This window comes from Flavobacterium rhamnosi (assembly GCF_048286515.1).
Classification (GTDB): Bacteria; Bacteroidota; Bacteroidia; order Flavobacteriales; family Flavobacteriaceae; genus Flavobacterium.
In genome coordinates this window covers 151,877-167,499 of record NZ_JBLVPS010000006.1, presented here as the reverse complement: position 1 = coordinate 167,499, position 15,623 = coordinate 151,877, and the positions used below count along the sequence as shown (strand labels likewise).

Sequence of the window (15,623 nt, the reverse complement as noted above, 5' to 3'; positions counted from 1 at the left end):
CTAAATTTCTTGTTATTTACGTTGTTAAATAAAACAACACCTGCTTATGATTTAACTGATACTTAACCTTTAAATCCATAAATTATGTCAAAATTAAGCATTTACCAGACCAGTTGGATTGACCTTGTTTTTCAATACAGAAACAAAGAATATGGAGCGTATCAGTTGCGCCGTGAAAGTACTAAAACTTCATTAATAGCACTTTTCATGGGAATATCACTTTTAACTTCTGCTTTGAGCATTCCTGTAATTCTGAATTATTTCAATCCTGGAACCGGGCTAACGCTACCGGAACTGACAAATACTTTAGTACATATCACTGATATTATACCCAATCAGCTGACGGAAATAGAAAAACCAGCTCTTCCCCAAGTGAAAGCACCAAATTCCGAAGCCGCAATTCAAAGTGACCAATTGGTAAATCCTGAAATTGTTCAGGCACAACTTGCCAATCAAGACATACCAAAGAATACCGATAATACGACCGCTGCACCTGTCAGTACGGAAGGAACTGCCACTATTGGTATCAATCCATCGGCTTCCACTGGAACAGGAACAGAAACTGAAGGTACTATTGACCCTGGGAATACAATTGTAGCCAGTGCAACGCTGGACAAACTTCCTGAATTCCCGGGAGGAATCAATAAATTCTACACCTATGTAGGAAATAATTTTGAAAGTCCAGATCTCGACAGCGGTGGTACGATCAAAGTTTATGTGTCTTTTGTAATCGAAAAAGACGGAACCATGACTGATATTCATGTACAGCGAGATCCAGGCTATGGCTTAGGCAAAGAAGCAGTTAGAGTTTTGAAATCCTTAAGAACAAAATGGTCGCCAGGAATGATTGGCTCCAAACCGGTACGAACTGCTTATAATCTCCCTATAACGGTGCAGATGAATTAGTATAAAAACAAAAAAAGCTTCAAATCAAATGAAGCTTTTTTTGAATACTGCCGCTACTTTTTCTTTACTATTTTATCGTCAAACAGCCGAAAGTACTTTTCAGTCCTGATTGCGGTTGCATCCCACGCTTTTTTACTTGCATGGACATAAAGAAAAATAGGATAATTATTTCGAACGGGGCAAGCTTTATTTTCAGGGATTAGGGTATCCCAGATTTTGAATGTAGAGCACTTCCGTTCAACACGAGTTTCATTGTTTGTGCTACGCACGCAACGAAACTCTAGGTGGTGGGAGTCGCTTTTTTACGCAATCTTTATAGTACTGTTTAGAATTCTACATTGAAATTTACTTTTGCTTTCAAAGCACTGAAAACTCTTAGTATTGTTTCAACAGTCACATTAGTAGTATTGTTTTCAAGTTTTGAAATCTGGGCTCTTTGCACGCCAATTAATTTACCCAATTCATCTTGAGTCATATTTCTTTCAAGACGAATTTTTTTGATTAAGTCTCCGATAATTTCCATTTGAAGTTCTTGTTCGTAAAGCGTTCTTTTTACGCTTCCAGTTTCACCAATAAATTCATTTTTAATTTGGTCAAAAGTGAACATTTCTAATTCTTTTTCTTTATTTTTCATTTCGCTTAATTTTAAATTCAAAGTATTTTAACCTTATGCTTTCCGCTTTTTCAATTTCTTTTTCCGGAGTCTTGCCTGTTTTCTTGATTATTCCGTGTGTTGCTAGAACTAAAGTCTTAATTTTTTCGGTTTTGTCCCAAAATGCAAAAATTCTGAAATAAGTTTTGTTATACAAGGTTCTAAATTCCCAAATTTCTCCTTTTAGTTTTTTAAACAGTTCCTTATCGTTTTTAATTTTTGATTTGTCTAAGTAGAAAAAATCTTGTCTCGACTTTTTTCGTCTAATTCAAGAAGGAATTCTCTAGCCTCTGTCAAAAAAATAACATCAAATTTATTCATTTAATTTATTTTTGTTTCCATATAAAGATACAAATATAATTCGTATTGTTAAATTTTATTTTTAAGGTATTATTTTTTAGTGAAGTAAGGAGTTATTTTCACCAACATTCCCTTGCTACAAGTTGTTTGGGATCAACTTAAGTCTTATTTTCGGATTAAGCAATTTCTCACAAATACAAACCAATCTCAAATTAAGCCAATTACCCAAATCACCAGTAACAGCCGTTGAGCTAAACCTTTGGTAGTAGCTTAGATACCGGATGTCTGCGAATTGGAAAATCCTGAACCGCTATCTCACCAAAGAATCCTTTGGAACTTAATTTATGCTAACGATATTCTTTGGGAATGGAATTGACCTCTTTTAGATAAAGATGACGTATTTCTTCTCCTTTTTTATACAAGGTTAACTCGAAGTAGTTAACTATAATTTCTCAATAGTAATTCAATAAGTTCGCTAAATTAATCTGGCATGCGTAGTTATTTAAAAATGTAAATATCCCTTTTTTAATATTTTCCCACAACTTTTAGGATTGATCCATTATTTCCTATAAAACGTAAATACTGTGTTCCTACAGTCTCGATTTTTCTTGTTTCAAATAAACAAATAAACGAATCCACAACTAAACTACATTTCCTTATCTTTGTCCTTTGAAAATTGACATATGGAAACTGTTTTAGAAAATACTTTACCGATTGGAAAACCGAAATGGTTGAAGGTAAAACTACCAATTGGCCAAAAATATACGGAGCTTCGCGGCTTAGTTGACAAATATAGTCTGAACACAATTTGTACCTCTGGTAGCTGCCCAAACATGGGTGAATGCTGGGGCGAAGGAACGGCTACATTCATGATTTTAGGAAACGTATGCACGCGTTCTTGTGGTTTTTGTGGTGTAAAAACCGGAAGGCCCGAAACTGTGGATTGGGATGAGCCGGAAAAAGTGGCGCGTTCTATCAAAATCATGAATATCAAACACGCTGTTATTACAAGTGTTGACAGAGATGACTTGAAAGATGGCGGATCTATCATTTGGATCGAAACCGTAAAAGCCATTCGCAGAATGAACCCAAACACAACCCTTGAAACGCTGATTCCGGATTTTCAAGGTATCGAAAGAAATATCGATAGAATCGTAGCGGCTAATCCTGAAGTGGTTTCACACAACGTTGAAACCGTTCGCAGACTGACCCGTGAGGTTCGCATTCAGGCCAAATACGACCGAAGTCTGGAAGTATTGCGCTATTTGAAAGAAAAAGGAATTAACAGAACAAAATCGGGCATCATGCTTGGTCTTGGTGAAAAAGAAGAAGAAGTGTTTCAAACGATGCGAGATTTGCGAGAAGCAAATGTTGATATTGTTACGATAGGCCAGTACTTGCAACCCAGTAAAAAACATTTACCGGTAAAGGAGTTTATAACTCCGGATCAATTTGCAATATATGAGAAATTTGGTTTGGAATTGGGTTTCCGTCATGTTGAAAGCGGACCATTAGTTCGTTCTTCCTACAAAGCACAAAAACATATTTTATAAAAAGTTTATTGGTTCAATCGGGCAGTCGATCAGGCAAATAAACGAATAAATGAAACATTTGAAAACAAGAATTGCCATTAATGGTTTTGGAAGAATTGGTCGAAATTTATTTCGTTTACTTTTAAACCATCCCACTATTGAAGTGGTTGCCATCAATGATATTGCAGATACAAAAACAATGGCCCATTTAGTGAAATACGATAGTATTCATGGTGTGTTGCCATTTCCCGTTAGTCATGATGAAAAAGGTTTTTTCGTTGCTGCGAAACATTTTTTGTTCTTTCACGAAAAAAGCATCTCAAAACTGGACTGGAAAAGCTTAGACATCGATTACGTAATTGAGTCAACTGGAAAGTACTGCACTTTTGATGATATAAATGCCCATATTTTGGCTGGTGCCAGGAAAGTAATTCTGTCTGCACCTTCAGAAGTTGACAGCATAAAAACGGTTGTTTTGGGGGTAAACGAAAGTATTCTTGACGGTACGGAAACCATTATATCCAACGCCAGTTGTACAACCAATAATGCGGCACCAATGATGAAAGTTATTGATGAACTTTGTGGCATTGAGCAGGCTTATATTACTACTATTCACTCCTATACTACGGACCAAAGTTTACACGATCAACCCCATAAGGATTTGCGCAGAGCTCGTGGGGCCAGTCAATCAATTGTTCCAACAACAACTGGTGCAGCTAAAGCTTTAACAAAAATTTTCACTAAATTGCAGGGGAAAATTGGCGGATGCGGTATCAGGGTTCCTGTTCCGGACGGTTCGCTGACCGATATTACGTTCAATGTAAAACGAGCTGTCACTATAAATGAGATAAATGCTGCTTTCAAAATCGCCGCAGAAACGAACTTAAAAGGAATTCTCGATTATACAGAGGACCCTATTGTTTCTGTTGATATAATTGGAAACACAAATTCTTGTCTTTTTGACGCCCAACTAACCTCGGTAATTGATAAAATGGTGAAAGTGGTAGGTTGGTATGATAATGAAATAGGCTATTCATCTCGAATTATTGATTTAATTCTTTTGATTGAAAATAAAAATAAATAAATATGAAAAAATTCAGGTGTACATGAAGTATCTCTTTATTTTTATCTTTTTTTTACATTCGTTTCTGTATTCTCAAACCAATGAGAAAACAGATAGCATTGCGTATTACAGTACTTTAAGCAGCACAAATATTGTAAACAACAAATACAAAAATGCGCTTTATTACACGCAAAAGGCAATAAACTATTCTAAGGCAATACGTAATGCTCAAGCTCAGGCCAATCAAACCTATAACCTGGGCAAAATCTATTTTGACTCTAAAAAATACAATGATGCTATCGAAAACTTCCACAGAAGCATCACGTTATATAAAAACTTAAATCCAAACACATCCTACGCCTACTGCTATTACTATCTTGGTTTAGCGTACATGGAAAAATCAAATTTTGCTGATGCCGAAATTTGTTTTAAAGAAACTCAATCCCTATTTGAAGAACTAAAAATCACTGATACTGCAGAAATACTAGCACTTCAAAGAGGAATAATAAGCAAGTCAAAAGGAAATTCCGAGCAAGCGTCAGCAATTTTCAAAACCATCATTGCAAAACCTGACAGCCCGGAACTATTAAATTCGAAGGTAGAGGCATTGTACCAGATAGGAACAATTGAAGCCTCAAAAGACAGATTTAATTTAGCCTTAAACTATCTTAACAAAGCACTGAAGCTAAATGAAACAGAGGATAATCTAGAAAAAAAATCAAATATTTTACTTGCCCTAAGTACGGTTCATGAAAAAACACTGGACAAAAACAACGCCTATTCCTATTTAAAACAACACCTCAATCTAAAAGAAAGCATTTCTATTTTAAACAACGAAAGGCTGGGAATTGATGATTACGATAAATTCAAAGAAACGGAACGTTTAAAGGAACTGGCACAAATTGACAGGGATACCAAGCAGCAGGAGAAAACCACTAAATTTTCTAAATTAATCAGCATACTGGCTATTGCATTAATTTCTATTTTATCACTATTAAGCTTGTCTTTGTATAAAAACAACATTATTAGAACGCAGTCAAATCTAATGTTGAAAGAAAAAAATAAAGAGTTGGAAATTGCCAAAGAGAAAGCGGAAAGAGCTTCCAATGCCAGATCAGAATTTTTATCGACCGTGAGCCATGAGCTTCGCACGCCTTTAAATGCCATAAATGGAATAGCCCACTTATTATTGGAAGAGCAGCCGAAAAAATCTCAAATGAACTATTTGTCTTCCTTAAAATTTTCTGGAGATTATCTGACCAAATTTATAAATGAAATTCTGGAAATCAACAAAATTGATTCTAATAAAATTGAACTGGAATACATCAGCTTTAATCTTAAACAGCTATTAGAGGACATCAAGAACTCTTTAAAAGAATTAGCACGTATCAACAACAATAATTTTACGCTTGAAATTGATCGGTCCATTCCTGATTATTTGATTGGCGATCCCACAAAATTATCGCAAATCATTTTGAATCTGATTAACAATGCACTGAAATTCACTAAAAATGGTACCGTAAGTGTAATTGTTAAACTGCATTCGCTAGAGAATCAAAATGCAAATTTACATTTTGAAGTAATCGATACCGGAATTGGAATACCTGCAGACAAATTGCAAAGCGTTTTTGATAGCTTCTCACAGGGTTCAATAGAGATCAATCGAAAATACGGAGGAACTGGCTTAGGATTGACAATAGTAAAAAAATTAATTAAAATTCTGGGAGGAAAAATAAATTTAAGCAGTGTTGTAGGAAAAGGATCTTCTTTTTCGTTTGAATTGCAATATAAGATAGGCTCACCAATACCAGTGGTGGGACAAAAGACTAAAACATATGACGACACTTCTTTAAAAAACAAAAAAGTGCTTTTAGTAGAAGACAATAAAATCAATCAAATGATTACCGAAAAAATGCTTCGCAATAAAGGAATATCCTGCGAAATAATTGACAATGGTGAAGATGCGATAGAAATAGCAAAAAAGAATAAATTTGATTTAATCCTAATGGATGTTCATCTGCCGGGCATAAACGGAACCATCGCTACAGAAGAAATCAGAAAATTTGATACTGAAACACCTATAATTGCACTTACGGCAATTTCGTTAGATGAAAATCGAGAAATGCTTTTATCCTATGGTATGAATGATGTTGTTACAAAACCATTCATCCCGGAAGAATTCTATGCTATCATTGCTAAAAATGTATAGCTCCTTAATATTTTAAAATCAATTCTTTAATTAGGCTTCTCACTTTTGGTTCTGCATTTTTAGCAGCTTGCAAAACTTCATCATGAGAAATGGTCCCTATACTTTCTTCATTTCCCATATCGGTAATTACAGAAATTCCAAATGTTTCCAAATCCATATGACGGGCGACAATCACTTCGGGAACTGTTGACATTCCTACGCAGTCAGCACCAAGAATCTTTACCATCCGATACTCCGCCAAGGTTTCAAAGGTAGGCCCTTGTAAACCAAGGTAAATCCCTTCCTGAACTTCTATCTTTAGCTCTTGTGCCAATTCTTTGACCTTAGCAATCATTTTTCTGGAATACGGTTCGCTCATGTTTACAAAACGGGGCCCGAAGCGTTCGTCATTTTTACCCCGCAAAGGATGCTCCGGAGCCATATTGATATGATCCGTAATCAGGACAATAGAACCTACTTTATACTTTGGATTTACACCTCCGGATGCGTTGGAAACAATTAATTTATCAACACCCAAAAACTTCATCACACGCACCGGAAAAGTCACTTCTTTCATCGAATACCCTTCATAAAAATGAAACCTCCCCTGCATGGCAACGACTTTCTTACCGCCAATTGTCCCAAAAACTAACGCTCCTTTATGCCCTTGAACCGTTGCAACAGGAAAATTTGGAATTTCATTATAGGGCAAGGTAAATTCTATCTTCATCTCGTTGGTAAAACTCCCTAAACCTGACCCTAAAATAACACCATATTCTGGAGTAAAATAGATTCTTTCTTTAATATAACTTACGGTTTGCTGTACTTCTTTCCACATAATTAATACTGTTTTTATCAAAATCTTCACTTCCCGACACAAAAGAACTTTTTATGGGTAAATAAAAAAGTTGCTCCGCAGGTAAACTTCCTTTCAATCTAACATAATCTTTCTCGGTAGTAATAATAATGTTGTTCTGAGCACTATTCTTAATTTCTAAAATATCTTTCTCGGTAAAATTATGATGGTCCGGAAAAGTCAAACACACATCATTTATGTTCTTCAAATACGAGAAAAACGATTCGGGTTTTGCGATTCCTGCCACTAATACCTTCGCAGCTACTTTAACTTCGTCGACTTTTAGCTTTCGATCTTCACCATAAATACAATCATCATAATCAATATACGTAAAATACAATTCCTGATGCACCCCAGGTTTCAATTTGTTTCTGATTTCATTCTGTTCTTCGGATGAAAGCACAGCAGGACATTTTGTAACGATAATTATATTGGCTCTTTTTGCCCCACTCCTGCTCTCGCGCAAATTACCTGTCGGAAGCATAAAATCATCCGAAAACAAATCATCATAGGCAGTTAGCAAAATATAAAATCCTGCTTTTACTTTTCGATGCTGAAAAGCATCATCCAGCAAGATTACTTCCGGTTTTTCAGATTGAGCAAGCAATTGTTCAATACCATTTTTTCGATCAGCATCAACAGCGACCTGAATGTTCCTGAATTTCTGAAAAAACTGAAAAGGCTCGTCTCCAAGAATAGCAGCATTCGAAGCAGCATCCGCCAACACGAACCCTTCTGATTGCCTTTTGTAGCCACGACTCAAGGTGGCAATTTTATATTTATCAGAAAGCAACCGAATCAAATATTCGATCTGAGGCGTTTTTCCGGTTCCGCCAACACTTAAATTACCAACAGCAATAATAGGTAAATCAAAAGAATACGATTTTAAAATACCTGTATCGAAAAGAAAATTACGAATACTCGTTATCACACCATATAAAATGGCAAACGGGAACAGTAATTTTCGCAGTAAATTCATTATACGAAAGTAGAATAAATTATCTTTGATTTAAAATTTTGTTGCTTCTGTTTGCAATTTAAAGTTAATGAACCTCAATCTTTAAACAGCAAACTTTACACTACAAATCATGAAATCGAAGATTCACGAACACAAAAAAACTGAACGATGACTAAAATCAAAGAGATAATATCCGTACTCGAAGAAATGGCACCACTCGCTTACGCTGAAGATTTTGACAATGTGGGTTTATTGGTTGGAGATCAAGAATCAGAAGCGACAGGTATTCTAGTTTGCCATGATGCCCTGGAAATTATAATTGACGAAGCGATTGCAAAAAAATGCAATCTGGTAGTTTGTTTTCATCCTATATTATTTTCTGGCTTAAAAAAAATAACAGGTAAAAACTATGTAGAACGAGCTGTAATTAAAGCCATAAAAAATGATATTGCCATTTTTGCCGTCCATACTGCACTGGACAATCATCAAGATGGTGTGAACAAAATCTTTTGCGATGCATTGGGATTAACAAACACTAAAATACTGATTCCAAAACAAAATTTCATTCGGAAATTAGTAACCTATACAATTCCTGAAAACGCAGAAGAAGTACGAAACGCACTTTTTGATGCCGGAGCCGGAAACATCGGCAATTATGAAAACTGCAGTTTTAATTCAAAAGGGATTGGAACCTATATGGGCAATGAGCGCAGCAATCCTCAGGTTGGAGAGCGCTTTGAGTTTGTGCAGGGTGATGAAATTAAAATCGAAGTCACTTTCGAAAAATATCTAGAAAATAAAATTCTCAAAGCCTTATTCAGAAGTCATGCTTATGAGGAAATCGCTTATGAGCTTTATGATTTGCAAAACCAGCATCAGAATATTGGTTTGGGAATGATTGGCGAATTTAAAAATCCAATGAAAGAAAAAGCGTTTTTGCTTTTTGTAAAAGAAAAAATGCAAAGTGACGGGATTCGACATTCTAACTTTACACGAAAGGAAATCAGAAAAGTAGCTGTTCTTGGCGGCGCCGGAAGTTTTGCGATAAAAAATGCGATTCAGGCTGGAGCTGATGCCTATTTAACGGCAGATTTGAAGTATCATCAGTTTTATGAAGCCGAAAATCAGTTGCTATTAGCCGATATTGGACATTTTGAAAGCGAACGCTATACAAAAAATTATATTGTTGAGTATCTTCGGAAAAAAATCCTTAATTTTGCAGTTATTTTATCAGAAGAAAATTCAAATCCAGTTAAGTACTTATAGAATATGGCGAATACGAAAGAATTAAGTGTTGAGGACAAGTTAAGAGCAATTTACGATTTACAACTTATTGACTCAAGAATTGACGAAATCAGAAATGTAAGAGGTGAACTTCCTCTTGAAGTAGAGGATTTAGAAGATGAAGTTGCTGGTTTAAGCACACGTTCCGAAAAATTAAAAGGGGAACTCGACGTTATTGAGGACCTGATTAAGGTAAAAAAGAATGCAATTGATGAGCACAAAGAGGCTATCAAAAAATATACTAAACAGCAAGAAACTGTTCGTAACAACAGAGAATTTAATTCGTTGACGAAAGAGATTGAATTTCAAGAATTAGAAATTCAATTGTCTGAAAAACAAATTAAAGAAATGAAAGCTTCTATCGAGCATAAGAAAGAAGTAATTTCAAACTCAAAAGAAAGATTAGAAGCAAAATCTAATCACTTGAAACATAAAAAATCAGAATTAGACGCTATTATGTCTGAAACTGCTAAAGAAGAAGCTTTTTTATCTGAGAAATCAGCTGAATATCAAAGTTTAATTGAAGACAGATTGCTAGCTGCTTACACTAGAATCAGAACAAGTGTACGCAATGGTTTAGCTGTTGTTTCTATCGAAAGAGGAGCATCTGCAGGATCATTCTTTACAATTCCACCACAAACACAAGTGGAAATTGCTTCAAGAAAGAAAATTATTACTGATGAGCATTCAGGAAGAATATTAGTCGACAGTGTATTAGCTGACGAAGAAAAAGAAAAAATGGAAAAATTATTTTCTAAATTCTAACTATATTTAAGCCTCCTAAACGGAGGCTTTTTTATTATGAAAAAAATATTTTTTTTTATATTCACGAAATCCATTGGATTGTACATAAACCTTTTGAGTTTTGTATTTCCAAAGAAAGCATCGCAACTCGCGTATGCCTTTTTCAGTGAACCCAGAGAAGGTAAATTATCTAAAGATAAGCTGCCTGAAATTCTACAAGAGGCACTAACCGAAACGTTTCAACAGGGAGAACATTCCTTTCAAACGTATACCTGGAAAGGAAATGATACCATAATTCTTTTAGTGCATGGATGGGAAAGCAATGCTTCTCGTTGGGAGAACTTCCTACCCTATCTAAAAAAATCCGGAAGCACTGTTATTGCAATTGATGGTCCAGCTCATGGATTATCCAGCGGAAAAGAATTTAGTATTCCTAAATATGCTGAATTCATTCATATCGCTGTTGAAAAATACCAGCCACAATACCTTGTTGGTCATTCTATTGGTGGCAAAACGTGCCTGTATTACCAGTCGGTATATCAAAACAACCTGCTTAAAAAAATGGTGATTCTAGGTGCACCAAGTGATTTCAGCATTATCCTGCACAATTACATTGCACTATTGAGTTTGAATTCTAAAATTTCAAAATCTTTGGAAGACCACTATTTAACTAATTTCAAACTTACACTGGAACAATTTTCAGGCAAACTGTTTGCTTCAAAATTAAGCATCAAAGGACTGCTTGCCCACGATGTTGACGATACGGTAGTTTTATTCGAAGAAGGAAAAAAAATTGCCAGCACATGGAAAAACGTCGTTTTCATTGAAACTAAGGGTCTGGGGCACAGCATGCATGACGATGAACTATATGAAAAAGTCACTCGATTTTTATTTGAAACGGAGTAATTTAAAAAAGACATCAGTAAAATCGCATAGGGACCTCCTAATATTCAAATAAACAAACAACCACATAAACGCTTAAACAATTTAGTACTACTTTTGCATCATGGAAGAAAATCTAAAACGCCTCAATAAATTCATAGGAGAAACCGGGTATTGCTCCCGCCGGGAAGCCGATAAAATCATTGAAGAAGGTCGTGTTACCATCAATGGAATCGTTCCGGAATTGGGAACAAAAGTTTCGCCTGATGATGAAGTGCGTATTGACGGTAAATTAATCCGTGAGAAAAACGAGAAACCAGTTTATCTTGCTTTCTATAAGCCTGTAGGAATTGAATGTACCACAAACCTGGATGTTCGCAACAACATTGTGGATTACATCAATTACCCCAAACGTATTTTTCCGATCGGAAGATTGGACAAAGCCAGTGAAGGTTTAATTTTCATGACCAATGATGGCGACATCGTCAACAAAATATTACGCGCCCGAAACAATCACGAAAAAGAATATACCGTAACGGTAAACAAACCTATAACGGATCGATTTATTGAAAGAATGGGTAATGGAGTTCCTATTTTAGATACCGTAACGCGAAAATGTAAGGTGGAACAAATCAGTAAATTCACTTTCAAAATTATACTTACGCAAGGTTTAAACCGTCAAATTCGTAGAATGACAGAATATCTAGGGTATGACGTTACAGCTCTAAAACGCATCCGAATCATCAACATTTCACTGGATGTTCCCGTGGGACGCTACAGAGATTTAACTGATGCTGAAATCAAAGAACTAAATGAACTCATCGAGCCTTCCAGTAAAACCGAAGAAGCCAGTTTACCCAAAACAGAAACACCAAAAAGAAGAACGGAATTTATCAAACGAGATGATCCGAGATTTAAGGGAAGAGGGGACTATTAATCAGCCTGTTTTTTTACTGTATACTTAAACAATAGAGAAGAAGTCTAAATTAGACGGTTTTTTGGTGGATCCTAAGATTTTTTACTCTTTTTAACATCAAGTTATCTCGATATTTCAAAAAATCCGTTTGTTTGTTTATAAAATAACCATCAATTTCATCAATAGTCATTTTAATATCGAATAACCATTTTAGGATTCTCTCATCCATAAATAAGCTCTTTAGATTTATTTATGGAGTTAATAAGAATTGGATTTTTAAGTGTTTGTTCTTCCAGTAAATCTACCTCACGACCAAACAATATCTTCAAATTCTCTTTTAAATTTATATAATTCTCAAAGTATTGAGCCAATTCAATAGCTTTAAATTTGACTAAAAAATCAATATCACTTTTATCACTAAAGTTTGAATTTAGAGCTGATCCAAAAAAGATACATTTTGTCCACATTGTATGTAGAACAAAGCTTTTTTAGACCATCAATATTTCTTTCTATTAGAATCATGCTCAAATTTAGGAAAAAAGTTTTCATGACGCTCACTTTTTTCACCCTTACAATTTCACTGTTCCATTTTAGACAAGTTGGCAACTTAGACCTTTAGAAAGAAAATTGTCGCTTGAAGGCAATTTACCCGTTTTCTAAATTCCTTTAAAAAATTAACCAAACAAGAATAAAAACTGGCTCAATAGTTATGATACGGCTTCTTTCTTACAGTAGCTTTATTCCTTTTTTAAAGTTTCATAATATAATACCTTTGAAAGAACGCTTTTCTTTTGATTCAATTGAACAGGATCCTCTACCGCAGTGGTTTTTTTAGTAATTGCATCAGTATGTGAAGCGCTGTACTCCCAATACAGTACATCGTTAAAATCTAAGCTTTCCAAAAAATGGAGTTCAACACCTTTATTTACTCTAATATTGTATCGTGTAATTACATTCCCCCAATTTATAAAACTGCATAAAAGTACCGTACCATAAAAATACCAAATCATTTGATTGAAAAGATAAGCATTGGTTTTCTGTTTATAAATTTTCCAAAAAGTAAGTGCCAAACCAATACTTGCCAGTAACAAGAATGCAAAAACACCCAATCTTTTATAAGTTAAACCAAAAGCAGAAACATATTCAACGTTTTTTATAATTGTACTACTAATTAAAATGCCATTCAGTGCGATCCAAATTTTGGATAATAATTTAAGTTTAGAAGCTTTCTTGTCAAAATTAAATCCACTTTTAAAATAGAACAGCATCACCCCGACCGCCATAAGTATTGAAAAAATAACGGCATTTACCCTTTCATGTGTTGCCTCACTTAAAGATACCAAAGCCTGTTCTTCAAAAAATTGCTCGTAATTATAGGTTCCTATAAAAATCAAAATCATACAATTTAAAAGCACTAATGTAATTTCACCGCTCTTCCTTTCAAAATCTAGATCCAGAAATGAAAAAGTCTGCTGCTGCACCATTCTACCTTCCCTGCTAAAATCATCATCTAATTTTGAATTAGCATCATAACAATATTGGGGTACCCAATAATTCCAGAAGCTGAATGAAAAATAAAAACCTACAACTCCAATCAAGAGTACTTGCTCTAAATCCAGATCCAAGGTATAATTAGAAAATAATCCTGAAAAGTGAGCACTTCCAAAAGAATAGATACTAAAAAAAAGCGTCAGAAATAGGGCTGGTATTGCAAAATAAGCAATTAGCTTTTTAACCAACTGATTCTCTACCTTTCTTTGGGGTAGCCATTGGCTAAATTGAAATATTCTCACAGATGTGGCAAACAGATTTATAAATACAAGCGGAATGGATTGTACAATCTTCAGTTTAGGATCCTGAATGCTGAACCGCAAAAAAATCAAAGAAGAACCCATGGCCACAAAAGAAATAAAATCACCATACCAGGCAAAAGCGAAACACGACACCACGCTGGTCAGTATCAAAATTAGATTCGATTTATCTAAAAATCGTTTTTGAGATAAATAACAAATTAATCCTGTTAGGACAAGTCCAAAAACAGACGCGTTAACCCCTATAGTTTCGTTGTAAAAAAGCCAGATAAAAATCAGACTACAAGCTAAAATTAAATGATATTTTTTCATAATAAAAAATTTAAAAGTACTTTGCATTTCAAAGTATTAGATTAAAAAAAGGGTGTTATTTAGATTTGATTAATTTTTCAAGGCTGTTCAGGTGCGAAACAAAAGCGGCTCTACCTGCGTCTGTAACGCTATACGAAGTTTTCGGCTTTTTACCGACAAACTCTTTCTTCACTTGTATGTATCCCGCTTTCTCCAATGCTGAAGAATGACTGGCTAAATTACCATCGGTAATATCCAATAAAGATTTCATCTCGGTAAAGTCAATCCACTCATTTACCATCAGAACAGACATAATGCCAAGTCTGACCCGGCTTTCGAAGTCTTTATTTAATTTATCAATGATTCCCATTTCTATTTGTATTTTTTGAACACAATTAATCCGTATAGGATATGTAAAATTCCAAATCCTATCGCCCAAAAAACGAGTCCATATCCAACATAAAAGAGGGAGATACATCCTAAAATAATCTCACATATACCTAAATATTTAATATCTGAAAAAGTATATTTTTCAGCATTAATAAGTGCCAGGCCATAGAACAATAAAGTTGTGGGTGCAATCAGCGCATATAGCTGATGGTATAAAAGCGCTACACAAAATACTCCTCCTACAAATAAAGGGATTGCTAAATTGACTAACATCTTTTTAGTGGTATTAGTCCACACCGGTAAATTAAACTTTTTACTTTTTCTCCAGCTAAAAAAAACACCAGACAGCAATGCTAAAATTAAAATTGCCAGAGCAACGAAAGTAATTTCTACAATTACATCACAACTAAATGGCTTCTGCCTAGCGTCAAAATAGTCAATACCATTATTTTCAAACAACTGATGCACATAAATTGCTCCAGCTAATGCAAATACCCCGGCAAATACTCCAGAAAGGCCACTTAACGAAATAAATCTTGAAGAGCGTTCCATCATGGAACGAATATGCGATAAATCTTCTTGATGTTTTTGATCCATAAATAAAGTACTTTGAATTACAAAGTTATTTATTATTTTCAAATTACAAAATAGAAACTGATTTTATTTTGGTTTCTTTTTGTTTCCATTTTTCACCGTATAAATTCCCTTTCTTTTCTTATCCAATTGCCCGCTACTGTATCTAACTATTTCACACCTTCAAATCGCCTGCATGTCACTGATTATTTTAGTCACCATACAATAACTTAACCTTTTGTTTGAAGTATTTTAATCTGTTTATTTAATGGACGCC

At 34.8% G+C, this 15,623-nt stretch carries 16 protein-coding genes; 8 read left to right on the top strand and 8 right to left on the bottom strand.

The features are described from left to right. Positions 1–84 precede the first annotated feature (84 nt). Positions 85–906, top strand: a complete 822-nt coding sequence (locus ACNQGN_RS07395; protein WP_417987194.1) for an energy transducer TonB — start codon at positions 85–87, stop codon at positions 904–906. Between the two features lie 325 nt (positions 907–1,231). Here ACNQGN_RS07395 and ACNQGN_RS07390 read toward each other — a convergent pair whose 3' ends face one another. Next, positions 1,232–1,540, bottom strand: a complete 309-nt coding sequence (locus tag ACNQGN_RS07390) for a helix-turn-helix domain-containing protein (RefSeq protein WP_417987193.1) — start codon at positions 1,538–1,540, stop codon at positions 1,232–1,234. Next, positions 1,530–1,757 (bottom strand): type II toxin-antitoxin system RelE/ParE family toxin, encoded by a 228-nt coding sequence (locus ACNQGN_RS07385; protein ID WP_417987233.1) that lies wholly within the window; start codon positions 1,755–1,757, stop codon positions 1,530–1,532. The genes ACNQGN_RS07390 and ACNQGN_RS07385 overlap by 11 nt, the downstream gene beginning before the upstream one ends. A 784-nt stretch (positions 1,758–2,541) precedes the next feature. On the opposite strand from ACNQGN_RS07385, the gene lipA reads away from it, so the two are divergent. Genes lipA through ACNQGN_RS07370 form a run of 3 tightly spaced genes read left to right on the top strand, consistent with a single transcriptional unit; the run spans position 2,542 to position 6,662 of the window. After that, positions 2,542–3,411 carry a lipoyl synthase gene (gene lipA, locus ACNQGN_RS07380; protein WP_417987192.1) on the top strand — a complete coding sequence of 290 codons (870 nt, stop codon included), beginning with the start codon at positions 2,542–2,544 and terminating at the stop codon, positions 3,409–3,411. 58 nt (positions 3,412–3,469) lie between these two features. Next, complete coding sequence (gene gap, locus ACNQGN_RS07375; RefSeq protein WP_417987232.1) at positions 3,470–4,474, top strand: type I glyceraldehyde-3-phosphate dehydrogenase; 1,005 nt, start codon at positions 3,470–3,472, stop codon at positions 4,472–4,474. Positions 4,475–4,496: 22 nt separating this feature from the next. Further along, positions 4,497–6,662, top strand: coding sequence for a tetratricopeptide repeat-containing hybrid sensor histidine kinase/response regulator (locus tag ACNQGN_RS07370; RefSeq protein ID WP_417987191.1), 2,166 nt, complete (start codon positions 4,497–4,499; stop codon positions 6,660–6,662). Positions 6,663–6,666: 4 nt separating this feature from the next. On the opposite strand, the gene ACNQGN_RS07365 is transcribed toward ACNQGN_RS07370, so the two are convergent. Both ACNQGN_RS07365 and lpxK read right to left on the bottom strand, forming a co-directional pair. Further along, positions 6,667–7,479 carry a purine-nucleoside phosphorylase gene (locus ACNQGN_RS07365; protein WP_417987190.1) on the bottom strand — a complete coding sequence of 271 codons (813 nt, stop codon included), beginning with the start codon at positions 7,477–7,479 and terminating at the stop codon, positions 6,667–6,669. Further along, positions 7,442–8,476, bottom strand: coding sequence for a tetraacyldisaccharide 4'-kinase (lpxK, locus tag ACNQGN_RS07360; RefSeq protein WP_417987189.1), 1,035 nt, complete (start codon positions 8,474–8,476; stop codon positions 7,442–7,444). The genes ACNQGN_RS07365 and lpxK overlap by 38 nt, the downstream gene beginning before the upstream one ends. A 147-nt stretch (positions 8,477–8,623) precedes the next feature. Here lpxK and ACNQGN_RS07355 point away from each other — a divergent pair, with 147 nt between their 5' ends. From ACNQGN_RS07355 to rluF, 4 genes are all read left to right on the top strand, one after another. After that, complete coding sequence (locus tag ACNQGN_RS07355) at positions 8,624–9,721, top strand: Nif3-like dinuclear metal center hexameric protein (protein WP_417987188.1); 1,098 nt, start codon at positions 8,624–8,626, stop codon at positions 9,719–9,721. A gap of 3 nt (positions 9,722–9,724) precedes the next feature. Then, a complete protein-coding gene (locus ACNQGN_RS07350) occupies positions 9,725–10,504 on the top strand; it encodes a zinc ribbon domain-containing protein (RefSeq protein WP_417987187.1) in 780 nt (259 codons plus the stop codon). 36 nt (positions 10,505–10,540) lie between these two features. Beyond that, complete coding sequence (locus ACNQGN_RS07345; protein ID WP_417987186.1) at positions 10,541–11,389, top strand: alpha/beta fold hydrolase; 849 nt, start codon at positions 10,541–10,543, stop codon at positions 11,387–11,389. Positions 11,390–11,489: 100 nt separating this feature from the next. Continuing rightward, positions 11,490–12,302, top strand: coding sequence for a 23S rRNA pseudouridine(2604) synthase RluF (rluF, locus tag ACNQGN_RS07340; RefSeq protein WP_417987185.1), 813 nt, complete (start codon positions 11,490–11,492; stop codon positions 12,300–12,302). Positions 12,303–12,502: 200 nt separating this feature from the next. On the opposite strand, the gene ACNQGN_RS07335 is transcribed toward rluF, so the two are convergent. The 4 genes from ACNQGN_RS07335 to ACNQGN_RS07320 form a co-directional block, all read right to left on the bottom strand. Continuing rightward, entirely contained in the window at positions 12,503–12,748 is a 246-nt protein-coding gene (locus ACNQGN_RS07335) for a nucleotidyltransferase family protein (RefSeq protein ID WP_417987184.1), read from the bottom strand. A 270-nt stretch (positions 12,749–13,018) separates the two neighbouring features. Next, entirely contained in the window at positions 13,019–14,404 is a 1,386-nt protein-coding gene (locus ACNQGN_RS07330) for a DUF4153 domain-containing protein (RefSeq protein WP_417987183.1), read from the bottom strand. Positions 14,405–14,459: 55 nt separating this feature from the next. Then, the gene (locus ACNQGN_RS07325) at positions 14,460–14,753 is read right to left on the bottom strand and encodes a winged helix-turn-helix domain-containing protein (RefSeq protein WP_417987182.1); all 294 of its coding nucleotides are present in this window, start codon (positions 14,751–14,753) and stop codon (positions 14,460–14,462) included. 2 nt (positions 14,754–14,755) lie between these two features. Continuing rightward, positions 14,756–15,370: a hypothetical protein gene (locus ACNQGN_RS07320; RefSeq protein ID WP_417987181.1), complete on the bottom strand. Its 615-nt coding sequence runs from the start codon at positions 15,368–15,370 to the stop codon at positions 14,756–14,758. Positions 15,371–15,623: the final 253 nt, after the last annotated feature.

Excerpts from the sequence above, each read along its gene's own strand:
- ACNQGN_RS07395 (WP_417987194.1), top strand. The coding sequence starts at position 85 with ATGTCAAAATTAAGCATTTACCAGACCAGTTGGATTGACCTTGTTTTT.
- ACNQGN_RS07390 (WP_417987193.1), bottom strand. The coding sequence starts at position 1,540 with ATGAAAAATAAAGAAAAAGAATTAGAAATGTTCACTTTTGACCAAATT.
- lipA (WP_417987192.1), top strand. The coding sequence starts at position 2,542 with ATGGAAACTGTTTTAGAAAATACTTTACCGATTGGAAAACCGAAATGG.
- ACNQGN_RS07370 (WP_417987191.1), top strand. The coding sequence starts at position 4,497 with ATGAAGTATCTCTTTATTTTTATCTTTTTTTTACATTCGTTTCTGTAT.
- ACNQGN_RS07365 (WP_417987190.1), bottom strand. The coding sequence starts at position 7,479 with ATGTGGAAAGAAGTACAGCAAACCGTAAGTTATATTAAAGAAAGAATC.
- lpxK (WP_417987189.1), bottom strand. The coding sequence starts at position 8,476 with ATGAATTTACTGCGAAAATTACTGTTCCCGTTTGCCATTTTATATGGT.
- ACNQGN_RS07355 (WP_417987188.1), top strand. The coding sequence starts at position 8,624 with ATGACTAAAATCAAAGAGATAATATCCGTACTCGAAGAAATGGCACCA.
- ACNQGN_RS07350 (WP_417987187.1), top strand. The coding sequence starts at position 9,725 with ATGGCGAATACGAAAGAATTAAGTGTTGAGGACAAGTTAAGAGCAATT.
- ACNQGN_RS07345 (WP_417987186.1), top strand. The coding sequence starts at position 10,541 with ATGAAAAAAATATTTTTTTTTATATTCACGAAATCCATTGGATTGTAC.
- rluF (WP_417987185.1), top strand. The coding sequence starts at position 11,490 with ATGGAAGAAAATCTAAAACGCCTCAATAAATTCATAGGAGAAACCGGG.
- ACNQGN_RS07335 (WP_417987184.1), bottom strand. The coding sequence starts at position 12,748 with ATGTGGACAAAATGTATCTTTTTTGGATCAGCTCTAAATTCAAACTTT.
- ACNQGN_RS07330 (WP_417987183.1), bottom strand. The coding sequence starts at position 14,404 with ATGAAAAAATATCATTTAATTTTAGCTTGTAGTCTGATTTTTATCTGG.
- ACNQGN_RS07325 (WP_417987182.1), bottom strand. The coding sequence starts at position 14,753 with ATGGGAATCATTGATAAATTAAATAAAGACTTCGAAAGCCGGGTCAGA.
- ACNQGN_RS07320 (WP_417987181.1), bottom strand. The coding sequence starts at position 15,370 with ATGGATCAAAAACATCAAGAAGATTTATCGCATATTCGTTCCATGATG.